General features: G+C 44.9%; 14 protein-coding genes. 2 read left to right on the forward strand and 12 right to left on the reverse strand.

What is annotated here, in order from left to right; translation table 11 throughout:
- Nucleotides 1-5 precede the first annotated feature (5 nt).
- The 3 genes from addA to DP120_RS07840 all read right to left on the reverse strand — a co-directional run bounded on the left by addA (nucleotide 6) and on the right by DP120_RS07840 (nucleotide 7,781).
- Nucleotides 6-3,620 carry a helicase-exonuclease AddAB subunit AddA gene (gene addA, locus DP120_RS07830; RefSeq protein ID WP_112223080.1) on the reverse strand — a complete coding sequence of 1,205 codons (3,615 nt, stop codon included), beginning with the start codon at nucleotides 3,618-3,620 and terminating at the stop codon, nucleotides 6-8.
- Complete coding sequence (gene addB, locus DP120_RS07835; RefSeq protein ID WP_112223081.1) at nucleotides 3,598-7,074, reverse strand: helicase-exonuclease AddAB subunit AddB; 3,477 nt, start codon at nucleotides 7,072-7,074, stop codon at nucleotides 3,598-3,600. Before addB ends, addA begins: the two co-directional genes overlap by 23 nt.
- Nucleotides 7,075-7,151: 77 nt before the next feature.
- Nucleotides 7,152-7,781 carry a TVP38/TMEM64 family protein gene (locus tag DP120_RS07840; RefSeq protein ID WP_112223082.1) on the reverse strand — a complete coding sequence of 210 codons (630 nt, stop codon included), beginning with the start codon at nucleotides 7,779-7,781 and terminating at the stop codon, nucleotides 7,152-7,154.
- Nucleotides 7,782-7,921: 140 nt separating this feature from the next.
- Between DP120_RS07840 and DP120_RS07845 the strand changes: the two genes are divergently transcribed.
- Complete coding sequence (locus DP120_RS07845; RefSeq protein WP_112223083.1) at nucleotides 7,922-8,614, forward strand: AzlC family ABC transporter permease; 693 nt, start codon at nucleotides 7,922-7,924, stop codon at nucleotides 8,612-8,614.
- Nucleotides 8,614-8,919: an AzlD domain-containing protein gene (locus DP120_RS07850; RefSeq protein ID WP_112223084.1), complete on the forward strand. Its 306-nt coding sequence runs from the start codon at nucleotides 8,614-8,616 to the stop codon at nucleotides 8,917-8,919. Before DP120_RS07845 ends, DP120_RS07850 begins: the two co-directional genes overlap by 1 nt.
- Before the next feature lie 13 nt (nucleotides 8,920-8,932).
- Here the strand turns inward: DP120_RS07850 and DP120_RS07855 are convergent, their stop codons facing one another.
- From DP120_RS07855 to DP120_RS07895, 9 genes are all read right to left on the reverse strand, one after another.
- Nucleotides 8,933-9,190 (reverse strand): CsbA family protein, encoded by a 258-nt coding sequence (locus DP120_RS07855; protein ID WP_112223085.1) that lies wholly within the window; start codon nucleotides 9,188-9,190, stop codon nucleotides 8,933-8,935.
- A 53-nt stretch (nucleotides 9,191-9,243) separates the two neighbouring features.
- Complete coding sequence (locus DP120_RS07860; RefSeq protein WP_112223279.1) at nucleotides 9,244-10,392, reverse strand: PDZ domain-containing protein; 1,149 nt, start codon at nucleotides 10,390-10,392, stop codon at nucleotides 9,244-9,246.
- A gap of 127 nt (nucleotides 10,393-10,519) precedes the next feature.
- A complete protein-coding gene (locus DP120_RS07865) occupies nucleotides 10,520-11,626 on the reverse strand; it encodes a trans-sulfuration enzyme family protein (protein ID WP_112223086.1) in 1,107 nt (368 codons plus the stop codon).
- Between the two features lie 12 nt (nucleotides 11,627-11,638).
- Complete coding sequence (locus tag DP120_RS07870) at nucleotides 11,639-12,214, reverse strand: redoxin domain-containing protein (RefSeq protein ID WP_112223087.1); 576 nt, start codon at nucleotides 12,212-12,214, stop codon at nucleotides 11,639-11,641.
- Between the two features lie 123 nt (nucleotides 12,215-12,337).
- Nucleotides 12,338-13,660, reverse strand: a complete 1,323-nt coding sequence (locus tag DP120_RS07875; protein WP_112223088.1) for a murein hydrolase activator EnvC family protein — start codon at nucleotides 13,658-13,660, stop codon at nucleotides 12,338-12,340.
- 96 nt (nucleotides 13,661-13,756) lie between these two features.
- Nucleotides 13,757-14,641 (reverse strand): permease-like cell division protein FtsX, encoded by an 885-nt coding sequence (gene ftsX, locus DP120_RS07880; RefSeq protein ID WP_112223089.1) that lies wholly within the window; start codon nucleotides 14,639-14,641, stop codon nucleotides 13,757-13,759.
- On the reverse strand, nucleotides 14,631-15,317 hold the full coding sequence (gene ftsE / locus DP120_RS07885; RefSeq protein WP_084244664.1) for a cell division ATP-binding protein FtsE: 687 nt from the start codon (nucleotides 15,315-15,317) through the stop codon (nucleotides 14,631-14,633). The genes ftsX and ftsE overlap by 11 nt, the downstream gene beginning before the upstream one ends.
- Nucleotides 15,318-15,604: 287 nt before the next feature.
- Nucleotides 15,605-15,961, reverse strand: coding sequence for a cytochrome c551 (gene cccB / locus DP120_RS07890; protein ID WP_112223090.1), 357 nt, complete (start codon nucleotides 15,959-15,961; stop codon nucleotides 15,605-15,607).
- A gap of 46 nt (nucleotides 15,962-16,007) precedes the next feature.
- Nucleotides 16,008-16,880 carry a YitT family protein gene (locus DP120_RS07895; RefSeq protein WP_112223091.1) on the reverse strand — a complete coding sequence of 291 codons (873 nt, stop codon included), beginning with the start codon at nucleotides 16,878-16,880 and terminating at the stop codon, nucleotides 16,008-16,010.
- Nucleotides 16,881-17,053: the final 173 nt, after the last annotated feature.

Here is a 17,053-nt window from a genome sequence, read left to right on the forward strand (position 1 = left end):
TCCCCCTAGACTGTTACCTCTTTTTCTGCTGAAAACAAGTACAGCAGCTTTTCTTTAATTGAAACCTTTAAAATAGCTTCTACTGCTTCAGTATAAACCGACAATTGGACTTCGTAGCGGGCTGACATTTCTGTTTCTATGTCATCTATCTGATACAGCCGGTCGGTTTTATAGTCCAGCAGCACCCAGCCATCTTCCTCTTCAAAAAGGCAATCGACAATCCCCTGGATGATCTGATAATCGCCTTCCGCATCTTCTTTGGCATAGGTAAAGGGAACTTCCCGTTTAATTTGTTTGGCATTTAACAGGCGGTGCGCAGTTTCACTTGAATAGAAGGCTGCAATTTCCTGAACTCTTATTGCTTTGCCTTCTTCCGGCGACAGAATCTCCATACCAACCAACGTGTCGATTTGTTCTTTTATTTCTGCGGCTGACAACTGTCTATCCAGTGGAATATGCTGCATAAGCGAGTGGACTGCCGTTCCGATGTCAGCAGCTGCCAAACGTTTTTCCTGCAGGAAATCCGGCCGGTTATGAAGTGTCCGCTTGGATGGTCCGATACTTTGGATGAACGATTCCGGTTCATCAAGGCGCCGCAGCATCTGCAAGCGCTTCATTTCGGAGACCGATTGTTTCGACCGTTTCTCGACAGATTGCTGATGTGGATATCGGTAATCAAATCTGTTTTTAATTTCAGTTTCAAGATCCTGCATCTCACCTTGCAACGGCGCTAACTCCTCTAACACCAACGGAGCGGGCAGGAGCGATTGGCTTTCGATCAATTCCACTTGAAACTTGGAATGATGCGGCAGCAAAAGCCCTGACCGATTCATCAATTCTTCTGCATCCGGATGGCGTGCAATCGCAGGACCGATCCAATCCAGATAGCCCTTGGCACGGGACCGGACGAAATCAGGCAGCCGGACATCCGGTGCCGCTGTCTTCCAGCGTTCAAAAAGAGATTCCGGATCTTTGACAGATGCTGTCAGGAACAAACGCTCTTTGGCACGGGTCATCGCTACATAGAGTACTCTCATTTCTTCCGCTTTCATCTGCAGCTGCTTTCTTTCCTTCACTGCAAGAAACGGCAAAGAAGTGTATTCGACCCGTGTATCAGGATTGACCGCTTTTACAGCCAGGCCATAATCCTGATCGAACATATAGGATTTTCGGAAATCCATTTCATTGAAGGATCTTCCGGTTCCCGCAAAAAAGACAACAGGGAATTCAAGTCCTTTCGATTTATGGACCGTCATCAGCCTGACGACATTTTCTTTCTCGCTTAGCGAACGGGCTGTTCCCAGATCATCTCCCCGTTCTCTCATACGATCGATAAAACGCAGGAAGCGGAATAGGCCACGGAAAGAAGTTTTTTCATACTCCAGGGCGCGGTCATGCAGTGCGCGAAGGTTAGCCTGCCGCTGTTTGCCGTTTGACATGGAGCCGACCATCTCGTAATAATTCGTATCCAGGTATACCTGCCATATCAGTTCTGTAAGAGAACCGCGACGGGCAAGATTTCGCCAATCTTCCAGTTGCAGCATAAAACGCTGCAATTTCTCTGCAGCTTTCCGGTCGATTCCCGTGCCGCCCCGGATGAATGTTTTTACGGCATCATAAAATGTCGCCTGCGGAGCAGCCAGCCTTATTTCAGCCAGTTCGTTTTCGCGCAATCCGATAAACGGCGCACGCAGCATGGAAACGAGTGGCACATCCTGGTAGGGATTATCAATGACGCGCAGTGTATTCATCATGATCATCACTTCCAGAGCATCAAAATAACCACCGGCCAATTCCGTATACAACGGTATACCGGCCATTTTAAATTCGTCATCAAAATCACCTGACCAAGTCATCGACCGCATAAGCACAACGATGTCCCGATATTCCAGTTGGCGCTTTTCGTTTGTCCATGGGTCATGCACATATGTTTCCTGTTCCATCAATTCATGAATTTTCCCAGCGATATATCTGGCTTCCCATTGGGATTTCGACAAGTCTTCCGTTTCTTCCGATTGTTCTTCTTCCATCTCCGGTTCATGGATCAATGCCAGTTCGATCGGTATATCTTTTTCAGGATATGGAGCTTTATGTTTCAACGCGGCAGCTTCATCATATTCAATTTCACCGACCCGCTCCCCCATTATTTGTGAAAAGATGTAATTCGTGCCGTCGAGAATCTCTTTTCGGCTTCGGAAGTTGGCGTTGAGATCAATGCTCATGCCTGTACCTTCCGCATCTTTTGTAAAACGGCCATATTTCCCCAAAAACAGCATTGGCTCTGCCAAACGGAACCTGTAGATCGACTGTTTTACATCTCCAACCATAAACAGATTGCCATCGGTTTCTTCGCCGGATTTGACGAGGCCCAATATCGTTTCCTGCAGCATATTCGTATCCTGGTATTCATCAACAAGAATTTCCTTGAAACGGCTGCGGTATTCTTTAGCAATCGCAGAAGGCTCGCCGTCCTCACTTAGAATTTCGAGTGCATAATGCTCCAAATCCGAAAAGTCCACGATTGCCCGGTCCACTTTAAGTGCTTTGTATTGTTCCGCAAAATTATTGGTCAACTCCACCAATGTCTGCATCAATGGAGCCATTTCACGCATTTCATCCAATAATCTGGATGGCTTCCGGATAAAATAGGCATCCGTAATTCCTTTCACTATTTTCTTCGCTTCATTGCGCAGCGCTTTTGCTTCATCTGCAAGTAAAGGATCACATGAATCCTTCTTGACGCTCCCTGCTTTTGGCCAAACGAAGTTCTGTGATAATTCGTAAATGCTGTTCCATGATCGATCAAGTGCATCTATTGCTGCTTTGATCAATTCTGCATCCATTTGAAAAGTATCCGCTAATATTGCCGGACCGTCCGGCTCCAGGGCGATATCATGCCCGTCCCTTGTTAACTGCAGCGCTTCTTCAAAAGCATGGCGGATCGTCATTTTCAAATCTCCGATAAATGGCAAGTCATCAATCGAGACTTCGTCAGGCACATTGTAAAGTGCCGGCACTTGCTGAAGCCAATATCCAGGATTTGGATGAACTCTTGAATAATCATATAGTTTGCTGACCAGCACTTCCATCGCCTGGTCGCTGCGATCTGAAGTGAAGCTGTCAGCAAGACGGTAAACCGCATCCGCTTTTTCGCCTTCGTACGCGGTTTCGAGCACCGCCTCGAGCACATCGTCCCGAAGAAGTGCAGCTTCTGTATCCCCAGCAATACGGAAGCCCGGATCTATTTCAAGGAGATAAGCGTATTGTTTTACTACAGACAGACAAAATGAATGCAATGTCGAAATCTGGGCTTTATTGATCAAACGCAATTGCTGCCTCAAATGTTTCGATTCGGGATTTTCAGCCACTGCTTTTTCCAAAGCTTTTGACATCCGATGGCGCATCTCAGCAGCAGAAGCATTGGTAAAAGTCACTACCAGCAGTTCGTCGACAGAAATGGGCTCGTTTTCATCAAGCACCTTTTCAATCATTCGATTGATTAAAACAGCGGTCTTGCCTGAACCGGCTGCTGCTGAGACCAGCATATCCTGCCCTTTAGCCCAAATTGCCTGCCACTGTTCATCTGTCCACGTAGCATCATTCGGTTTTATCGGAATCATGTTCGCCAGTCTCCTTTCGAATCAGTTCAACTGCCTTATCTGATGACAAAGAAGGCAGTTTTCGGTATGTCTGTTCCGGGTCCGACGGGTCAAATTGGCAAATCGACCGATAGGAACAGAATTGGCAAGGTGTATCATCTTTTACTTTATAAGGAGTAATAGAAGTAACCCCATCTAAAATGCCGTTGCCTGCATCCTGGTGTTTATTCCGCACAAATCGGCGGATGATATTCATATCTTCTTTGCTGACAGTACGGGATTGGGATTTTGAAATGCTTCCATTCTTATTCATGCGCACAGGTATGACGTTCGAATAGCCATCAATTTCACTGTCCATCGCTTTAATGACTTCTTCATCTTCAACGACCAGTCCGTTCATTTTAAACGACCGTGCCATTTCTTCTTCCACTTCTTCTGCAGTCATCAATTTCGTCGATTTAAGCATCGGGTTATGCATATGGAAATACAGCACTCCTGCCGGTTCAGCCTGTTCTCCCAACCAACGGTCGGAATGCGTTAAAGCGACATCAAGATACGTAAATGTCTGCAGCGCTATGCCGTGGTAAACTTCCCCAAGGTCCAGGCCTTGCCTGGAAGATTTATAATCAACTACACGGATATAAGGTTTGCCGTTAATATCTGTAGAATCGATACGGTCAATCCTGCCACGGATATTCATCTTGCGGCCTCGTCTCAAAGGAACATCAAGCGGCGGAATCGTTTCTTTTGTCCCGAAGCCGACTTCCAAAGCAACGGGCGTAAACCCGGTGACCTTGGCGTGTTTGCTGAGCATAAAGGCTGTCTGCCTGATGATCGCTTCGAGTTTATGCTGAATATAACGATAGCGGTGTGAACTGATCAGAATGTGATTAACGAAATAAGGGGACAATTGATCCATTGCCTGTTTCGCCAGCTCCCGGCAGTCTTTATTGCTGAGTGAAGACCAGGAAACGTCCAGTCTGCTGACTTCATCTGAAATCCATTTAATGGCAGCATGGAAAAGGTCTCCCATAGCTGGCGGCGCCAATTTATACTGGCTGCGCTCTTCAAGACGCAGTCCGTAAGCTGCAAAATGCGCATACGGACAGCCGTAAAAAGTTTCAACCCGAGACACACTTGATGAAATAGGTGATCCATATAACGGTTCAGCAATTTCTTCCCGGAGCTGATCGGCTATATTCGGTTTCGCCGGCTCCATAATCCGTTCAACCACTGATGACCAGAACGGATCTTCCTGATAATAAGAAAGCACAGCTTGCCATTCCGGCGTCAGCGAGCCACTGCGGATTTGCGATGAGAGATAAGCCAGTGCTGCACGGGGGTGTGAAATATAACTTAAATGGTCTGCCTGCTCCAGTTCCTCAGGATCCACCACGGCCGGCGTCAGGCTGGCGCCAAGCATATCGATAAACTTTTGAATATACGTTGAAGGCAGCAACGCTTTCCCTTCCTCGTCAGCAATCGGATATGATACCGTCAGAAAATCAGAAGCGGAAGTGAAGGCGCGATATGCCATGAAAGTCTCATCAAGAAGCTTTGTTTTTGTGCTTGGAGCAAGCTCAAAGCCGATTTTTGAAAACCACTCGCGGTCTGTATCCGTGAGAAGGCCTTCCTGCTCAATCCGCTTCGGCAATACGCCGTCATTGACGCCGATTACAAACACCGATTTAATATCCATCAATCTCGCCAAATCAATTGTTGAAACAGTAATTTCATCAAGTGACGGAGGAATTCGTGAAAATTCCAATGTTTCAAACCCTTCATCAAGAATTTTAACAGCCGAAGCCAATTCGAGTTCCTTGTCACCGAACATCAACACAAATTGATCCAATACTTCTATCCACTGTTTCCACGCCTGCTCATGTTCCGCAGCAGCGAGTAATCGGTGTTCCGATTCTTCACGTTCTTTCAAATCGAGTATTTTATCATAGATCTCCATATCTTCGACGAAAAGAAATAAAACTTCTGCCATTTCCCTGCCTGTTGAACAGCCATCCAATTTCTCCTTCAGCATCGCCAAAGGTTCGCGGACCATATCACGAACTGCATGGAGTTCTGTCTGAAACGCCAGTTCTTCATCGGTCTGGATTCCGGTGTGGAATTCCAATCCCCGATACTTTTTATAGAACCAGCGTTTTTCATCAAACCAGCGTTCTCCGTAAATTCCGTTCGCTATTACGAAGTTTTCCAGAACATCACTGCGTTCCCGCCATTTCCCCACACTTCCTTGCGGAAAGAAAAGATCTGTTTTAATGGCGCGGAAGACCGGTTCATAAGAGTAATTTGACTGCACCGCTTCAAGCACGGAACGGCAGAACTCAATCAACGGATGGTGAAGCATGGATTTTTTCTGGCTGATGAAATAAGGCAATTCGTATTGAGGGAAAATCGTATTGATCAATTCATCATAAACTTCCGGCTGGCGATATAGCACAGCTATATCCTTATAGCGCATGCCATTTCGCACCTGTTCCCGGATTGAACGGGCCATTGCATGAACTTCCGCCCGTCGGCTGGCTGCTTCAATCAGGTGGACATGTCCTTCTGTTTCGATTTTTTGCAATGGATAATCATCAAAATGCCTTTCAACATGCGCCAGCTCACGGTTCGAGAATCGGCGCGGCGATGGCATATGGACTGCATTTTCAACTTGCAGGCCTTCTTTTTTTGCCTGGTCAACCAGGCGGCGTGCCGTACTGGCGGATTGGAAAAACAAGGCCTGCTCGTCGTTTGCATTAGCTGCTCCGTCCATCGGCAATGCAATGGTCACAGATTTGGCATGTCTCATCAATTCAAAGATAATTTCATATTCACGGGCTGTAAATGTAACAAAACCGTCGATATAGATATCGGAATTTTTTACCTGGTCAGAGAACCGGATTTTTTCGGACAATAAAGCCAGGTGGCCTTCGGAATCTACAAATACTGAACCCAAGCGACTTTCAATCTCAGCCAGTATCAACTCAAGATCCGCAGCTTTATCCAGTAAAGTCCTTGGTGCTCCTGCTTCAGCCAACGAGGAACGAATTTCCGTAAGCTCGCCGCAGTCCACGCAATATCTTGAAAACTCTTTGATCAATTGTTCAATCTGATCGGTAAAACCTCGTTTTCCTGCTGCACGGCGAAAAAGCTGAAATTCCTCTTTATGTTCCTCAAGCAAGCTGCGGATCAGCATCCGGTAGCCAAAGCTGTCCACTTCCTTTCGGCTGATGCCTCCAGCCTCCTGCAATACCCTCCAGGCAAGCCGTTTGAAGGTCACTGCCTGCGCGCGGATCATCCCTTTCATGCCATCCGCCGAAGAGAGTCGGTACTCTGTAGAGAATGACATTTGATCCGGAACGATGAAAAATATCGGATCGCCATCTGGCTGTCCCTTTAAGGTTTCAACAATTTCATCTATTATAAATCGAGTTTTACCCGAACCTGCACGCCCATAGATAACTCTTAACGACATACGAACACCCTTCCCTTTTAGAACGTTTGTTCTTATTTTATCGCAAACTTTACCATCCAGCCAGTTTCAGCATTTATTCACTTTTTATCCTGCCAATTTTTATCTGCGGCTTTTTTGAAATCTTCTTCCACTTTTCTGTTCAGCCTTTTTTCAATTATTTTTCCTACTATATAAAGAAGGACTATTACGGTAATAACTATTATGGTTCTCACCGGATTATTGAATAATGCCCGTATATCGTATCCAACATATGTAATCATGAATACCATTACCGATTTGCCCGCAATCAAAGTCCATAAGTAATAACGCTTGCTGATATTGGATAATCCCGCCACCAGATTCACCAGCGCTGATGGAGTAAATGGAAAACACAGCAACAGAAATAAAGGACCAAAGCCATTTCGTTCCACCCAAAGGATCAGCTTTTCAACTTTCTGGTGTTTGGTCATGAAATTCAAAAATTTAGCCCGGCCGTACTTGCGGATAATCAGAAAAACGCTGTATGAACCGACAACTGAACCGGCTAGGGATATTAGAAAGCCGAAAAGCAGACCATATGCTCCCGCATTGGCAAATACAAACACAAAAAGCGGAAGAAACGGAAGGAACGCTTCGATGAAAGGAAGCAAAAATCCGATGAATGGCCCGATAGACCGGTAAGAATCATATAAAGCTGTAATGTTTTCCTGTGAAAAGAATTCTGACATATGCTCATTCCTTAAGCTTATAAGATTTTTCAATTTTTGATTCAAAATTCGAATATTATTATGATATGCTATTATAACTACTTTACACTCTTTACCCGTATTTGGAAAAGAGAAATACTTTTACATAAGGAGAGAGGAAGATGGAACAACGCGGATTTTCTGCGGGGCTAAAAGCTGGAGTCAGTATCGCCATCGGTTACTTTCCGGTGGCTTTGACTTTCGGACTTTTAGCAAAGACTACAGGGCTGTCGCTGTTGGAAGCTACTGCCATGAGCATTTTTGTATTTGCAGGAGCAGCCCAATACATATCATTAACGTTGATCACAGCGGGAGTCGCTCCTGCAGTAATCATTCTGAACACATTCATCGTGAATATCCGCCACTTTCTTATGACGGCTTCGCTCAATGAAAAGATGCAACCCGATGCGCGCTGGAAAAAGGCGTTATACGCATTTGGCATTACAGATGAATCTTTCTCCGTCCTGGCAATCCAGAAGGAAGATAATCTTCGCACAACTTTTGCAGCCGGCGTTATTGTCATTTCCTATGGAAGCTGGGTCGTTTTCACGGCACTCGGTCATCTGATTGGTGCCAACCTTCCAGAATTCCTGCAGGCTGCCATGTCAATTGCTCTATACGCCTTGTTTGTCGGACTATTGGTACCTTCGATGAGGGGCAATCGAAAAGTCGTCAGCCTTGCCGCCATTGCCGCCTTATTGAATTCACTCTTCTTTTTTACCGGCTGGCTGACGACTGGATGGGCAATTCTTGTCTCTACGTTAGCTTCCGCCATCATCATTGAATTGATAGCTTCAAAAGGAGGACGATCATAATGGGTTCATGGATTTGGTGGACAATACTCGGCATGGCCATCGTTACTTATATTCCGCGGGCCATACCGCTGACTTTTCTGGAGGGCCGGGAGCTCCCCTCTTCAATTCAGAACATTTTACGCAACATCCCTTTTGCGGTTCTCGGTGCATTGATTTTCCCTGCGATTTTTTTCATCCAGGACAATATCTGGTTCGGTGTCATCGGTGCAGCAGCGGCATTCGGCATCGCTCTGCTGGGAGCTAATGTCATGATAGTAGTTTTAGGCTCAATCGCCGTCCTTGCAGTTTACAGTCTATTCCTATAATTAAGAAAAGCCGTCATTCATCTTCATGAATGTCGGCTTTTTTGCTGCGATTATACATTGTTGTGGCATACCAGAATCCTGCGGTCAATGAAGCGGCATTGACGACGTAAAGAAACCATGTATTGGTGTAACCGGCGTAAACAGCGGCCGCAATTAGCGCTACCGTCAGAACCAAGCCGACAATATGATTGAAAGTCACTCGGGTGAACAGAATAACGAGAAGCCCTGGAACCAGCAGCGACAAAAAGAATTTAGTAACCATCGACTCCATGGATTCATCTCCTCTGATTCGAACTGTCGAACTGTGCAAACTGGCCTGTAAGATCAAACAACGATCAATCCAAGCCGGTAATGGTCATGCCTGAAAATAACATGCTGTCTAAGGCGTATTTCCTTATTGTGATCCAGCACTTCCAGGCGGCAATGGGCAGCATTTATCTGGATTGCTTCATAAAGTTCTGTTTCGTTTGTAACAGTCAATCCGTTCACTTTACGGATGATTTCTCCTCGAACAAGCCCCATTTTCTCTGCAGGCGAGTCGGCAAGAACATCTACTATCATAACTCCCGTCGCTTGCGGAGCTACTGCATGATTGCCTTTATTTTCATTGAGCAAAGAAAACAGCGAAATGCCTGCACGGCCTGCTGCGCCTGCTACTAAGGCGATTAATGCCATCGGTTCCCAAAGATAGGCAAACAGAGCGAGGACAATAATGGCAAGTCCCAGAACCCAAATTTGGTTGCCGAGCTTCGGATAGAGATGCACAGGCAATGATTTGCGCGCTTTGCTTTGGAAACCGATTACAGCGGGAAACAAAATAAACGAAAAGCTGCTGCTGCCAATTGTAAATTGTGGCCAATAAGGCAGATAGGCATCGAGCAAGTCGCCTGGCACCACTAAAAGCAGTGGAATCAGCCATAACCTTTTCGCTTTATAGAAGACAGCAGTCAGTCCGCGAGACGTTTTTTCGAGCCTTGGAGAAGAAGCTTCCTCTCCTCGCCGCGCAACAAGGCGACCCTCCAGAAAAACCATCGCCCCAGTGATCAGCGCTACAGGCAACAGCCAATTCCAAGCTGCCGCGTAACCTCCGAAATCGAAAAGGCCAAATGGAATCGTCCATCCATAATTCGCAAGCAGCCATCCGAGTCCGATTGCTCCCAAAGCCAGATAGGCGAATGAAGCCAGGTAGTATATTCCTGAAATTACTATCAGGGCACTGACTAGACTTAATGCCACGAGCCATTCCAATGAAACCGTCAACCCGATTGCTGAGAACAAGACAGAAAAAATAAGCGCGTAGAGGATGCCATCCTTCAGCAAGTGGCCGAATTCTCTCCAGCCCCAAACAATTCGGGTGCGGAATAGCTTCCTTTCCTTTTTGACCCTGAAATAACCAAGTAAAATTGCTGCAAGCAGCGCTATGTATAAAAGTGGATTGACAAAAAATCTGCCGATATCCATTAAAGCTTCCATGACCATCCTTGTTCACCATCCATTCACCGGCTATTGACGTTATCTTCCATTGTACCAAAGAACCCCTGCATACTGTACTTCTTTTTGTCCAGGTTATGCAGGCGGTCGGCTCTATGGAAGTTTCAAGTTAACTAAATGCGGCACCCAGTTGTTCCAAAATATCTTCAATGCCTTCGATGCCTGCTGATAATCTGATTATGCGGCGAGTCACGCCGACTTTTGCCTTTTCTTCTTCTGACAATGCCCGGTGGGAAGTGCCATAAGGATAGGAAACCGTGGTTTCAACACCTGCAAGCGTCGGCACGATTTTTATCCATCCCAGTGATGAGAAGAAAACGGACACATCGATTGCTTCAGGAACTTCAAAGCTGACGATTGCACCTTTCCCGGGATACCAGACTTTTGTTTTTTCATTGAGGAAATTTGCAATTGCCTGGGCATTTTCAGTTTGTGCTTTCATTCGCAGTGCCAATGTTTTGATTCCGCGGATAGTGAGCCATGCTTCAAAAGGGCTGAGATTGAATCCCATATTGACGATGCGCTTTTCAGCAAGCGCAACAAGCTCCTCATCTCCAACCAATACACCAGCCGTTACATCACTGTGGCCGCCAAGGTATTTTGTGGCACTGTGGGCGACCAGGTCTGCGCCATTATTATACGGCGTCATCGTATAGGGTGTGGCAAACGTATTATCGATCATCACCTTCAGACCATAATGTTTTTTCAGCTGGTCAAGCACTTCCATGTCTTCCACGCGTAAAAACGGATTGGTGATGGACTCACTGAATATCATCTTTACCTCAGGGTAATCGATGAGGATTTGTTCAATCGCACTAATATCGGAGAAATCCGCAAAATGGACCTGTATCCCCATTAAAGAAAGTTCTTCTTTCAATAGAAGAAACGTGCCACCGTAAACATCTTCCGCTGCCAGAATATGATCCCCGCTTTTCACAACTGATAGGATACCTGCGAGAATTGCTGAAGTTCCTGAAGAAGCAGCTACCCCTTTTGGTGCCCCTTCAAGGTCGGCAACTGTCTGTCCAAGTGCATCCGTATTCGGATTGGCTGTTCTGGAATAAAGATAAGTGCCATTCCCCTCATAATAGCCTTCCAATTCTTCCAGGGAAGAAAAAGCGAAAGCGGAAGTTTGGTAAACCGGCATAACTTTCGGCTGTATCGTCCGTTCTTTCATTTGTGCTGTATGAACAGATTTTGTTTCGATTGATGTCATTTTCATTTCCCCCTATTCCATGTCTGCAATAAATTCTTCCATCATTTCTTCATTCATTGGACCAACAATTTTTTGTTGAACCCTGCCTTCAGTATCAATCATATAGGAAGTCGGGATGCTTGCCGCCTGATAAAGATCACCGATTTCACCTTCTGTATCCATCGGTACCGGGAAAGTTAAACTGAATTCCTCAACGAATGCATTTATCTTATCCATTCCCTTGTCAGCAGTTGTCAGGTTGACGGCCAGGATTTCAACGTTTTCACCATCGGCCTGCTCATCATAATATTTCTGCATATCCGGCATTTCTGCCCGGCAAGGGGGGCACCAAGTGGCCCAAAAATTTAAAATGACTTTTTTTCCTTTATAATCAGAAAGCCTGACAGACTCCCCGGCGAGTGTGGTCAATTCAAAGTCCGGAGCTGTCTCTCCTTTTGCCAAACCTTCATCTGTCGGGAGAAAATCCACAACGCTGCCCGCATTCAAACGGTCCGTTGCCTGCCTCTCCTCAACATTTTTTTGTACAATCCCTACTACCAGTATGACAATCAAAGCTCCAACCAGCAATAAGCCCAATATTCTCTTCATAAAGTTTTCACTCCATTCGGATATCATCATACGATAAAATCCATTCAGTATGCTACTGTCCAGACAGCAAAAGCATAAAAATCCGTAAAAAAACCGGCATCTGTGACGATGCCGGTCAATAATTTATCCGCCGATATAATTGATAGGGTTAACTGCATTTGAACGTGCACCATTCCAAGATCCGATGTGAATTTCAAAATGTAAGTGCGATCCAGTCGAACGGCCTGTGCTGCCCATTCCACCAATGCGTTGTCCTTGAGATACACCTTGTCCAACAGATACGCCAATCGAGCTAAGGTGTGCATATACAGTGGTATAAGCCTGACCATTGATCGAATGTGTAATCATGATGACATTGCCGTAGGTTCCCATAGCGCCAGCATAGGATACATAACCTGAAGCTGCTGCATTGATTGAAGTTCCTATTCCATTTGCGATGTCAATACCCAAGTGATTCTCGTGGCCCGCTCCAATATTACGGCCACCGTAGTTGGATGATAAACGGCCAGCTGCTGGACGGATGAAACCACCACTGTTTTGAACCGGTGCGCTGTATGTTGTAACTGATGAGCTTGAAGACTGGTTGCTTGCTGCCGCTTTTTGGGCTGCAGCTCTTTCAGCCGCTTCTTTGCGTTTGCGTTCTTCTTCAGCTTTTCTTGCAATTTCCTGCAATCGTGCCTGTTCATCAGCGATTTTTTTCGCTAAGGCATTGCTTACGCCAATTACTTCAGCATGCTCTTTTTCCAAATCGGATTTTTCTTTAGCAAGGCGTTTCTGCTCTGCTTCCAAGTCCGCTTTCAAGCCTGCCTGTTCTTTCTTTTTGCTATCAAGTGATGCTTTTAAATCTTCCAATTCTGCACGGCGTTGTTCTTGCTCCGCCAATTTGCTTTCCACTTCAGCTTTTTGTTCAGCAAGAAGTTTTTTGTCCTCTGCCTGTTCGCGCATAATATCACGATCTGCTTCGATCAGCATATTTACTGCTGAGAAACGGTCGATGAAATCCACGAAGCTGTTTGCCCCAAGCAATACATCGATATAGTCAACCGAACCGCCGCTTAATTGGATAGCGCGTGCGCGTTCCTTAAGCAATTCTTCGCGTTCAGCAATTTTACGCTCTAATTCTTCGATCGAGGCTTTCAACTCTTCGATTTCTACAATCGTCTGGTCAATTTCAGCTTGTACAGAATTGATTTTATCCTCGGTTTCAGTAATCTTATTTTCCAACTCATTTATTTGTGCAACGATTTTTTCAAGTGTAGATTGATTTTCGCTGATTGCATTCGCTTTTTCATTGATATTCGAATTTAATTCGCTCTTTTTTCTTTCAGCTTCCTGCTGTTCCTTTTTCAGGTCGCTCAAATCATTGGCGCTTACTGATGGGGTTACCATCGTAATCGCCAATAATAATGAAACAACAGACAACATCCATTTCGACTTCGAGTTCAAGTTCGTGTTCCCCTTTCGGCTTTACGTTCTTATCTATCTGTCTCTTTTTCTCTCTCTACGACTCTTTATATTGTTCTTACTAACTATCTTCTATTATTAAACACGCAGGAATTTGCGGATTGACATGAAGCTTCCCCAGATTCCGATGAATACTCCCATAAGGAGGATCAATGCACTTACCTGGTAGATGAATGGTGCAAAGTCCAGAAGCTGGATCATTTCGCCACTCAATTTAGGCTGTGCGAATTCAGTGACATTGTAGTAAAGGGCAATGATCAAGCCGATCGGAAGGATCGAACCAAGCAAGCCAAGCCACATTCCTTCAAGAATGAATGGAATTCGGACGAACCAGTTTGTTGCACCGACCAATTTCATGATTTCAATTTCATGCCGTCTCGCAACAATTGTGATACGGATCGTGTTTGAAATCAGGAACATTGCGGTAAATAACAAGGCAAGGATCAAAACGAGTCCTACGTTGCGGCCAGTGTTCAGGAATGTGAACAATTTCTCGATTTTACCTTCACCGTATTTCACTTTTTCAATGCCTTCAAGTTGTGAAATTTCTTTTGCAACATTTTCAGTTTGCTGCGGCTCAGTCGCTTTTACATAAAAAACATCCAAAAGTGGATTGTTTTGTTCAAAAAGACTGAACTCTTTACCAAAGTCCAATACTAAATCAGAAAGTTCTTCTTCTTTAGTGGAGTAGTTGACCGATTCAACACCGGACATACTCTTGATGGCAGTTTCCATTTCTGTTACGCGTGCTTCATCAGCTTCCAATGATACGAAAGATTTGATTTCCACATCGTTTTCAAGGTCATCTGCCACTTTATTCAAGTTCATCATAATCAGGACAAAAACCCCGACCAATAATAATGTGACTGTTACTGCGCTGACGGATGCAAATGTCATCCAGCCGTTGCGCCCAAGGCTCTTAAGGCTTTCACGGAAATGCCGAGTTAATGTTCTAGCCTTCATAGCCGTAGTCACCTCCAACTTCATCCCGGGCAATTAGTCCGCCTTCGATTGCGATGACACGGTGTCTCATTGTATTCACGATTTCCCGGTTATGTGTTGCCATCAAAATAGTTGTTCCGCTAGCATTGATGCGTTCGAAGAGATTCATGATATCCCATGAAGTTTCAGGGTCAAGGTTTCCAGTAGGCTCATCGGCAATAACCACTTTCGGTGTGTTGACGATTGAACGGGCAACTGAAATCCGTTGCTGCTCTCCCCCGGACAATTCTCTAGGGAACATCCGTGCTTTATGCTTCAAACCTACAAGATCGAGAACTTCCAACACGCGTTTGCGGATAGCTTCAGGTTTTTCCTCAATTACTTCCAAAGCAAATGCTACGTTTTCATAGACATTCAATCTCGGCAGCAATTTGAAATCCTGGAATACGACGCCGATTTGGCGGCGCAGCAATGGAACGTTCTTTCTTTTAATCTTTGCAAGGTCTACTCCATTGACCAGCATCTGTCCTGAAGTCGGGCTTTCTTCTCGATACATCATTTTGATGAAAGTCGATTTACCGGCTCCACTTGGACCTACTATATATACAAACTCACCTTGTTTGATCTCAACGTTCATGCCGTTGAGAGCAACTATGCCGTTTGGATATTTTTTATAGACGTTCTTCATTTGTATCATCTATTATAACCACCTATATATATTGTATTTCACAAAAACATTAAGTGTCCTAAAAAACCAGCAAACCCATTGTAGCACTTTTAAAACCCTTATTATATTACATTTCTGTATCAAATAACGTCAGGTTTTGCAACAATTCATGTGCTTTTGGATACACTTTTGTAAATTTTGCATTTCTTATTACCTATATAATATTATTGTCATTTAAGATAACTGCTATATTTTAATATAATTTTCGCATATAAAAAAACCGACTTTTCAGTCGGTTTGATCGCTTACTTCTGATTTTATTGCTGTTCCGATAACCAGGCAGCTACTGCTTCAGCTTCTTCGCCTTCGATAATCTTAGCCGGCATTGCACCCCGGCCTTCCAGAATGACTGTCAGAATTTCGTCTTCCGATAATCTGGATCCCACATCATTAAGCGGAGGGAAATTCCCTTGCCCTTCAAGGTTTTCACCGTGGCAGGAAATACAGTTTTGATTTACAATCTGTTCCGCATCAATTGAAGATTCCCCACCTGAAGGAGTTTCTTCTGGTGTTTCTTCCGGTGTTTCTTCCGCAGGCTCTGTACTTTCTCCGCCTCCACAAGCTCCCAGAATGAGCGTAGTACCGAATAATAATGCCATTAAACTTTTTTTCATCGTGTTTCCTCCTTCTAAATAATTCATTAGTACAAGTATACCTGAGCTATGCCCGTTTGAAACCTTCACCTAAAACTTCCGATGCATCGGAAACGATGACAAATGCAGTAGGGTCAACTCTTTTTACCACCTGTTTCAATTTCGTGAACTCTGTCTGATGGACAACAACCATCAATATTGGACGTTCGGAATCTGTATAACCGCCAGTTGCAGTCAGCTTTGTAACACCACGGTCCACTTCTTCATAAATCGCATCCCGAATTTCCATTTGTTTCGTTGTAATAATATAGACAAGTTTTGATCTGCCAAATCCGACCTGAACCAGATCAATGGTTTTTGAAGTGACATATAGCCCGATCAATGCGTAGAGCCCTCTCTCAATATCAAAAACAACTGCTGCGGCTAACACAATCATTCCATCTATTAACGCGATGCTCGTACCAAGTGTCAAACCAGTGAACTTCGTAATGATTTGAGCTGCCAGATCCGTTCCTCCTGTAGAAGCTTTTCCACGGAAGACGATGCCAAGTCCCAAGCCAACCAGTATGCCTCCGAACAATGCTCCCAAGAGCGGATTCAGCGTCCAGGCTTCCCAGTCTTCCGTCAGGTAAACGACAAACGGAAGGAAGATGGTTCCAACTGCAGATTTCAAGCCGAAATTCTTCCCCAGCAGAATTACCCCTGCAATAAATAATGGGACATTAAATGCCCATTGCACAAATGCCGGTTTCCATTCAAAAAGCCCAAACAGGATTGTACTGATCCCGCTGACTCCTCCTGAAGCAACTTCGTTCGGCAAAAGGAAAACGTTAAACGAAATCGCAACCAGCGCTGAGCCGATGATGACATATATGTAATCCATGAATTCAGTTAAAAATGGATGCGCTTCTTTTCTATTGCGTTGATTTTTCTTAGCCATATTAATCCATTTCCTCTTTCCTGTACTTTATTCTTTTCGGCCAATATTAATGATAAGCCCTGTCAGAGTATACCAAAGCGGACGCTGCTTGTGAACTTCATCTGGATAAAGAAAAAACCCGCAGACATAAAGTCTACGGGATCGCTTTTCTTTGTCCAGACTCCAACGGCCCA

It is taken from the genome of Planococcus halotolerans, from assembly GCF_003289955.1.
Lineage (GTDB): Bacteria > Bacillota > Bacilli > Bacillales_A > Planococcaceae > Planococcus > Planococcus halotolerans.

Bases quoted from the DNA above. Each gene is read 5' to 3' on its own strand.
- addA (WP_112223080.1), bottom strand. From the start codon at position 3,620: ATGATTCCGATAAAACCGAATGATGCTACGTGGACAGATGAACAGTGG.
- addB (WP_112223081.1), bottom strand. From the start codon at position 7,074: ATGTCGTTAAGAGTTATCTATGGGCGTGCAGGTTCGGGTAAAACTCGA.
- DP120_RS07840 (WP_112223082.1), bottom strand. From the start codon at position 7,781: ATGTCAGAATTCTTTTCACAGGAAAACATTACAGCTTTATATGATTCT.
- DP120_RS07845 (WP_112223083.1), top strand. From the start codon at position 7,922: ATGGAACAACGCGGATTTTCTGCGGGGCTAAAAGCTGGAGTCAGTATC.
- DP120_RS07850 (WP_112223084.1), top strand. From the start codon at position 8,614: ATGGGTTCATGGATTTGGTGGACAATACTCGGCATGGCCATCGTTACT.
- DP120_RS07855 (WP_112223085.1), bottom strand. From the start codon at position 9,190: ATGGAGTCGATGGTTACTAAATTCTTTTTGTCGCTGCTGGTTCCAGGG.
- DP120_RS07860 (WP_112223279.1), bottom strand. From the start codon at position 10,392: ATGGAAGCTTTAATGGATATCGGCAGATTTTTTGTCAATCCACTTTTA.
- DP120_RS07865 (WP_112223086.1), bottom strand. From the start codon at position 11,626: ATGACATCAATCGAAACAAAATCTGTTCATACAGCACAAATGAAAGAA.
- DP120_RS07870 (WP_112223087.1), bottom strand. From the start codon at position 12,214: ATGAAGAGAATATTGGGCTTATTGCTGGTTGGAGCTTTGATTGTCATA.
- ftsX (WP_112223089.1), bottom strand. From the start codon at position 14,641: ATGAAGGCTAGAACATTAACTCGGCATTTCCGTGAAAGCCTTAAGAGC.
- ftsE (WP_084244664.1), bottom strand. From the start codon at position 15,317: ATGATACAAATGAAGAACGTCTATAAAAAATATCCAAACGGCATAGTT.
- cccB (WP_112223090.1), bottom strand. From the start codon at position 15,961: ATGAAAAAAAGTTTAATGGCATTATTATTCGGTACTACGCTCATTCTG.
- DP120_RS07895 (WP_112223091.1), bottom strand. From the start codon at position 16,880: ATGGCTAAGAAAAATCAACGCAATAGAAAAGAAGCGCATCCATTTTTA.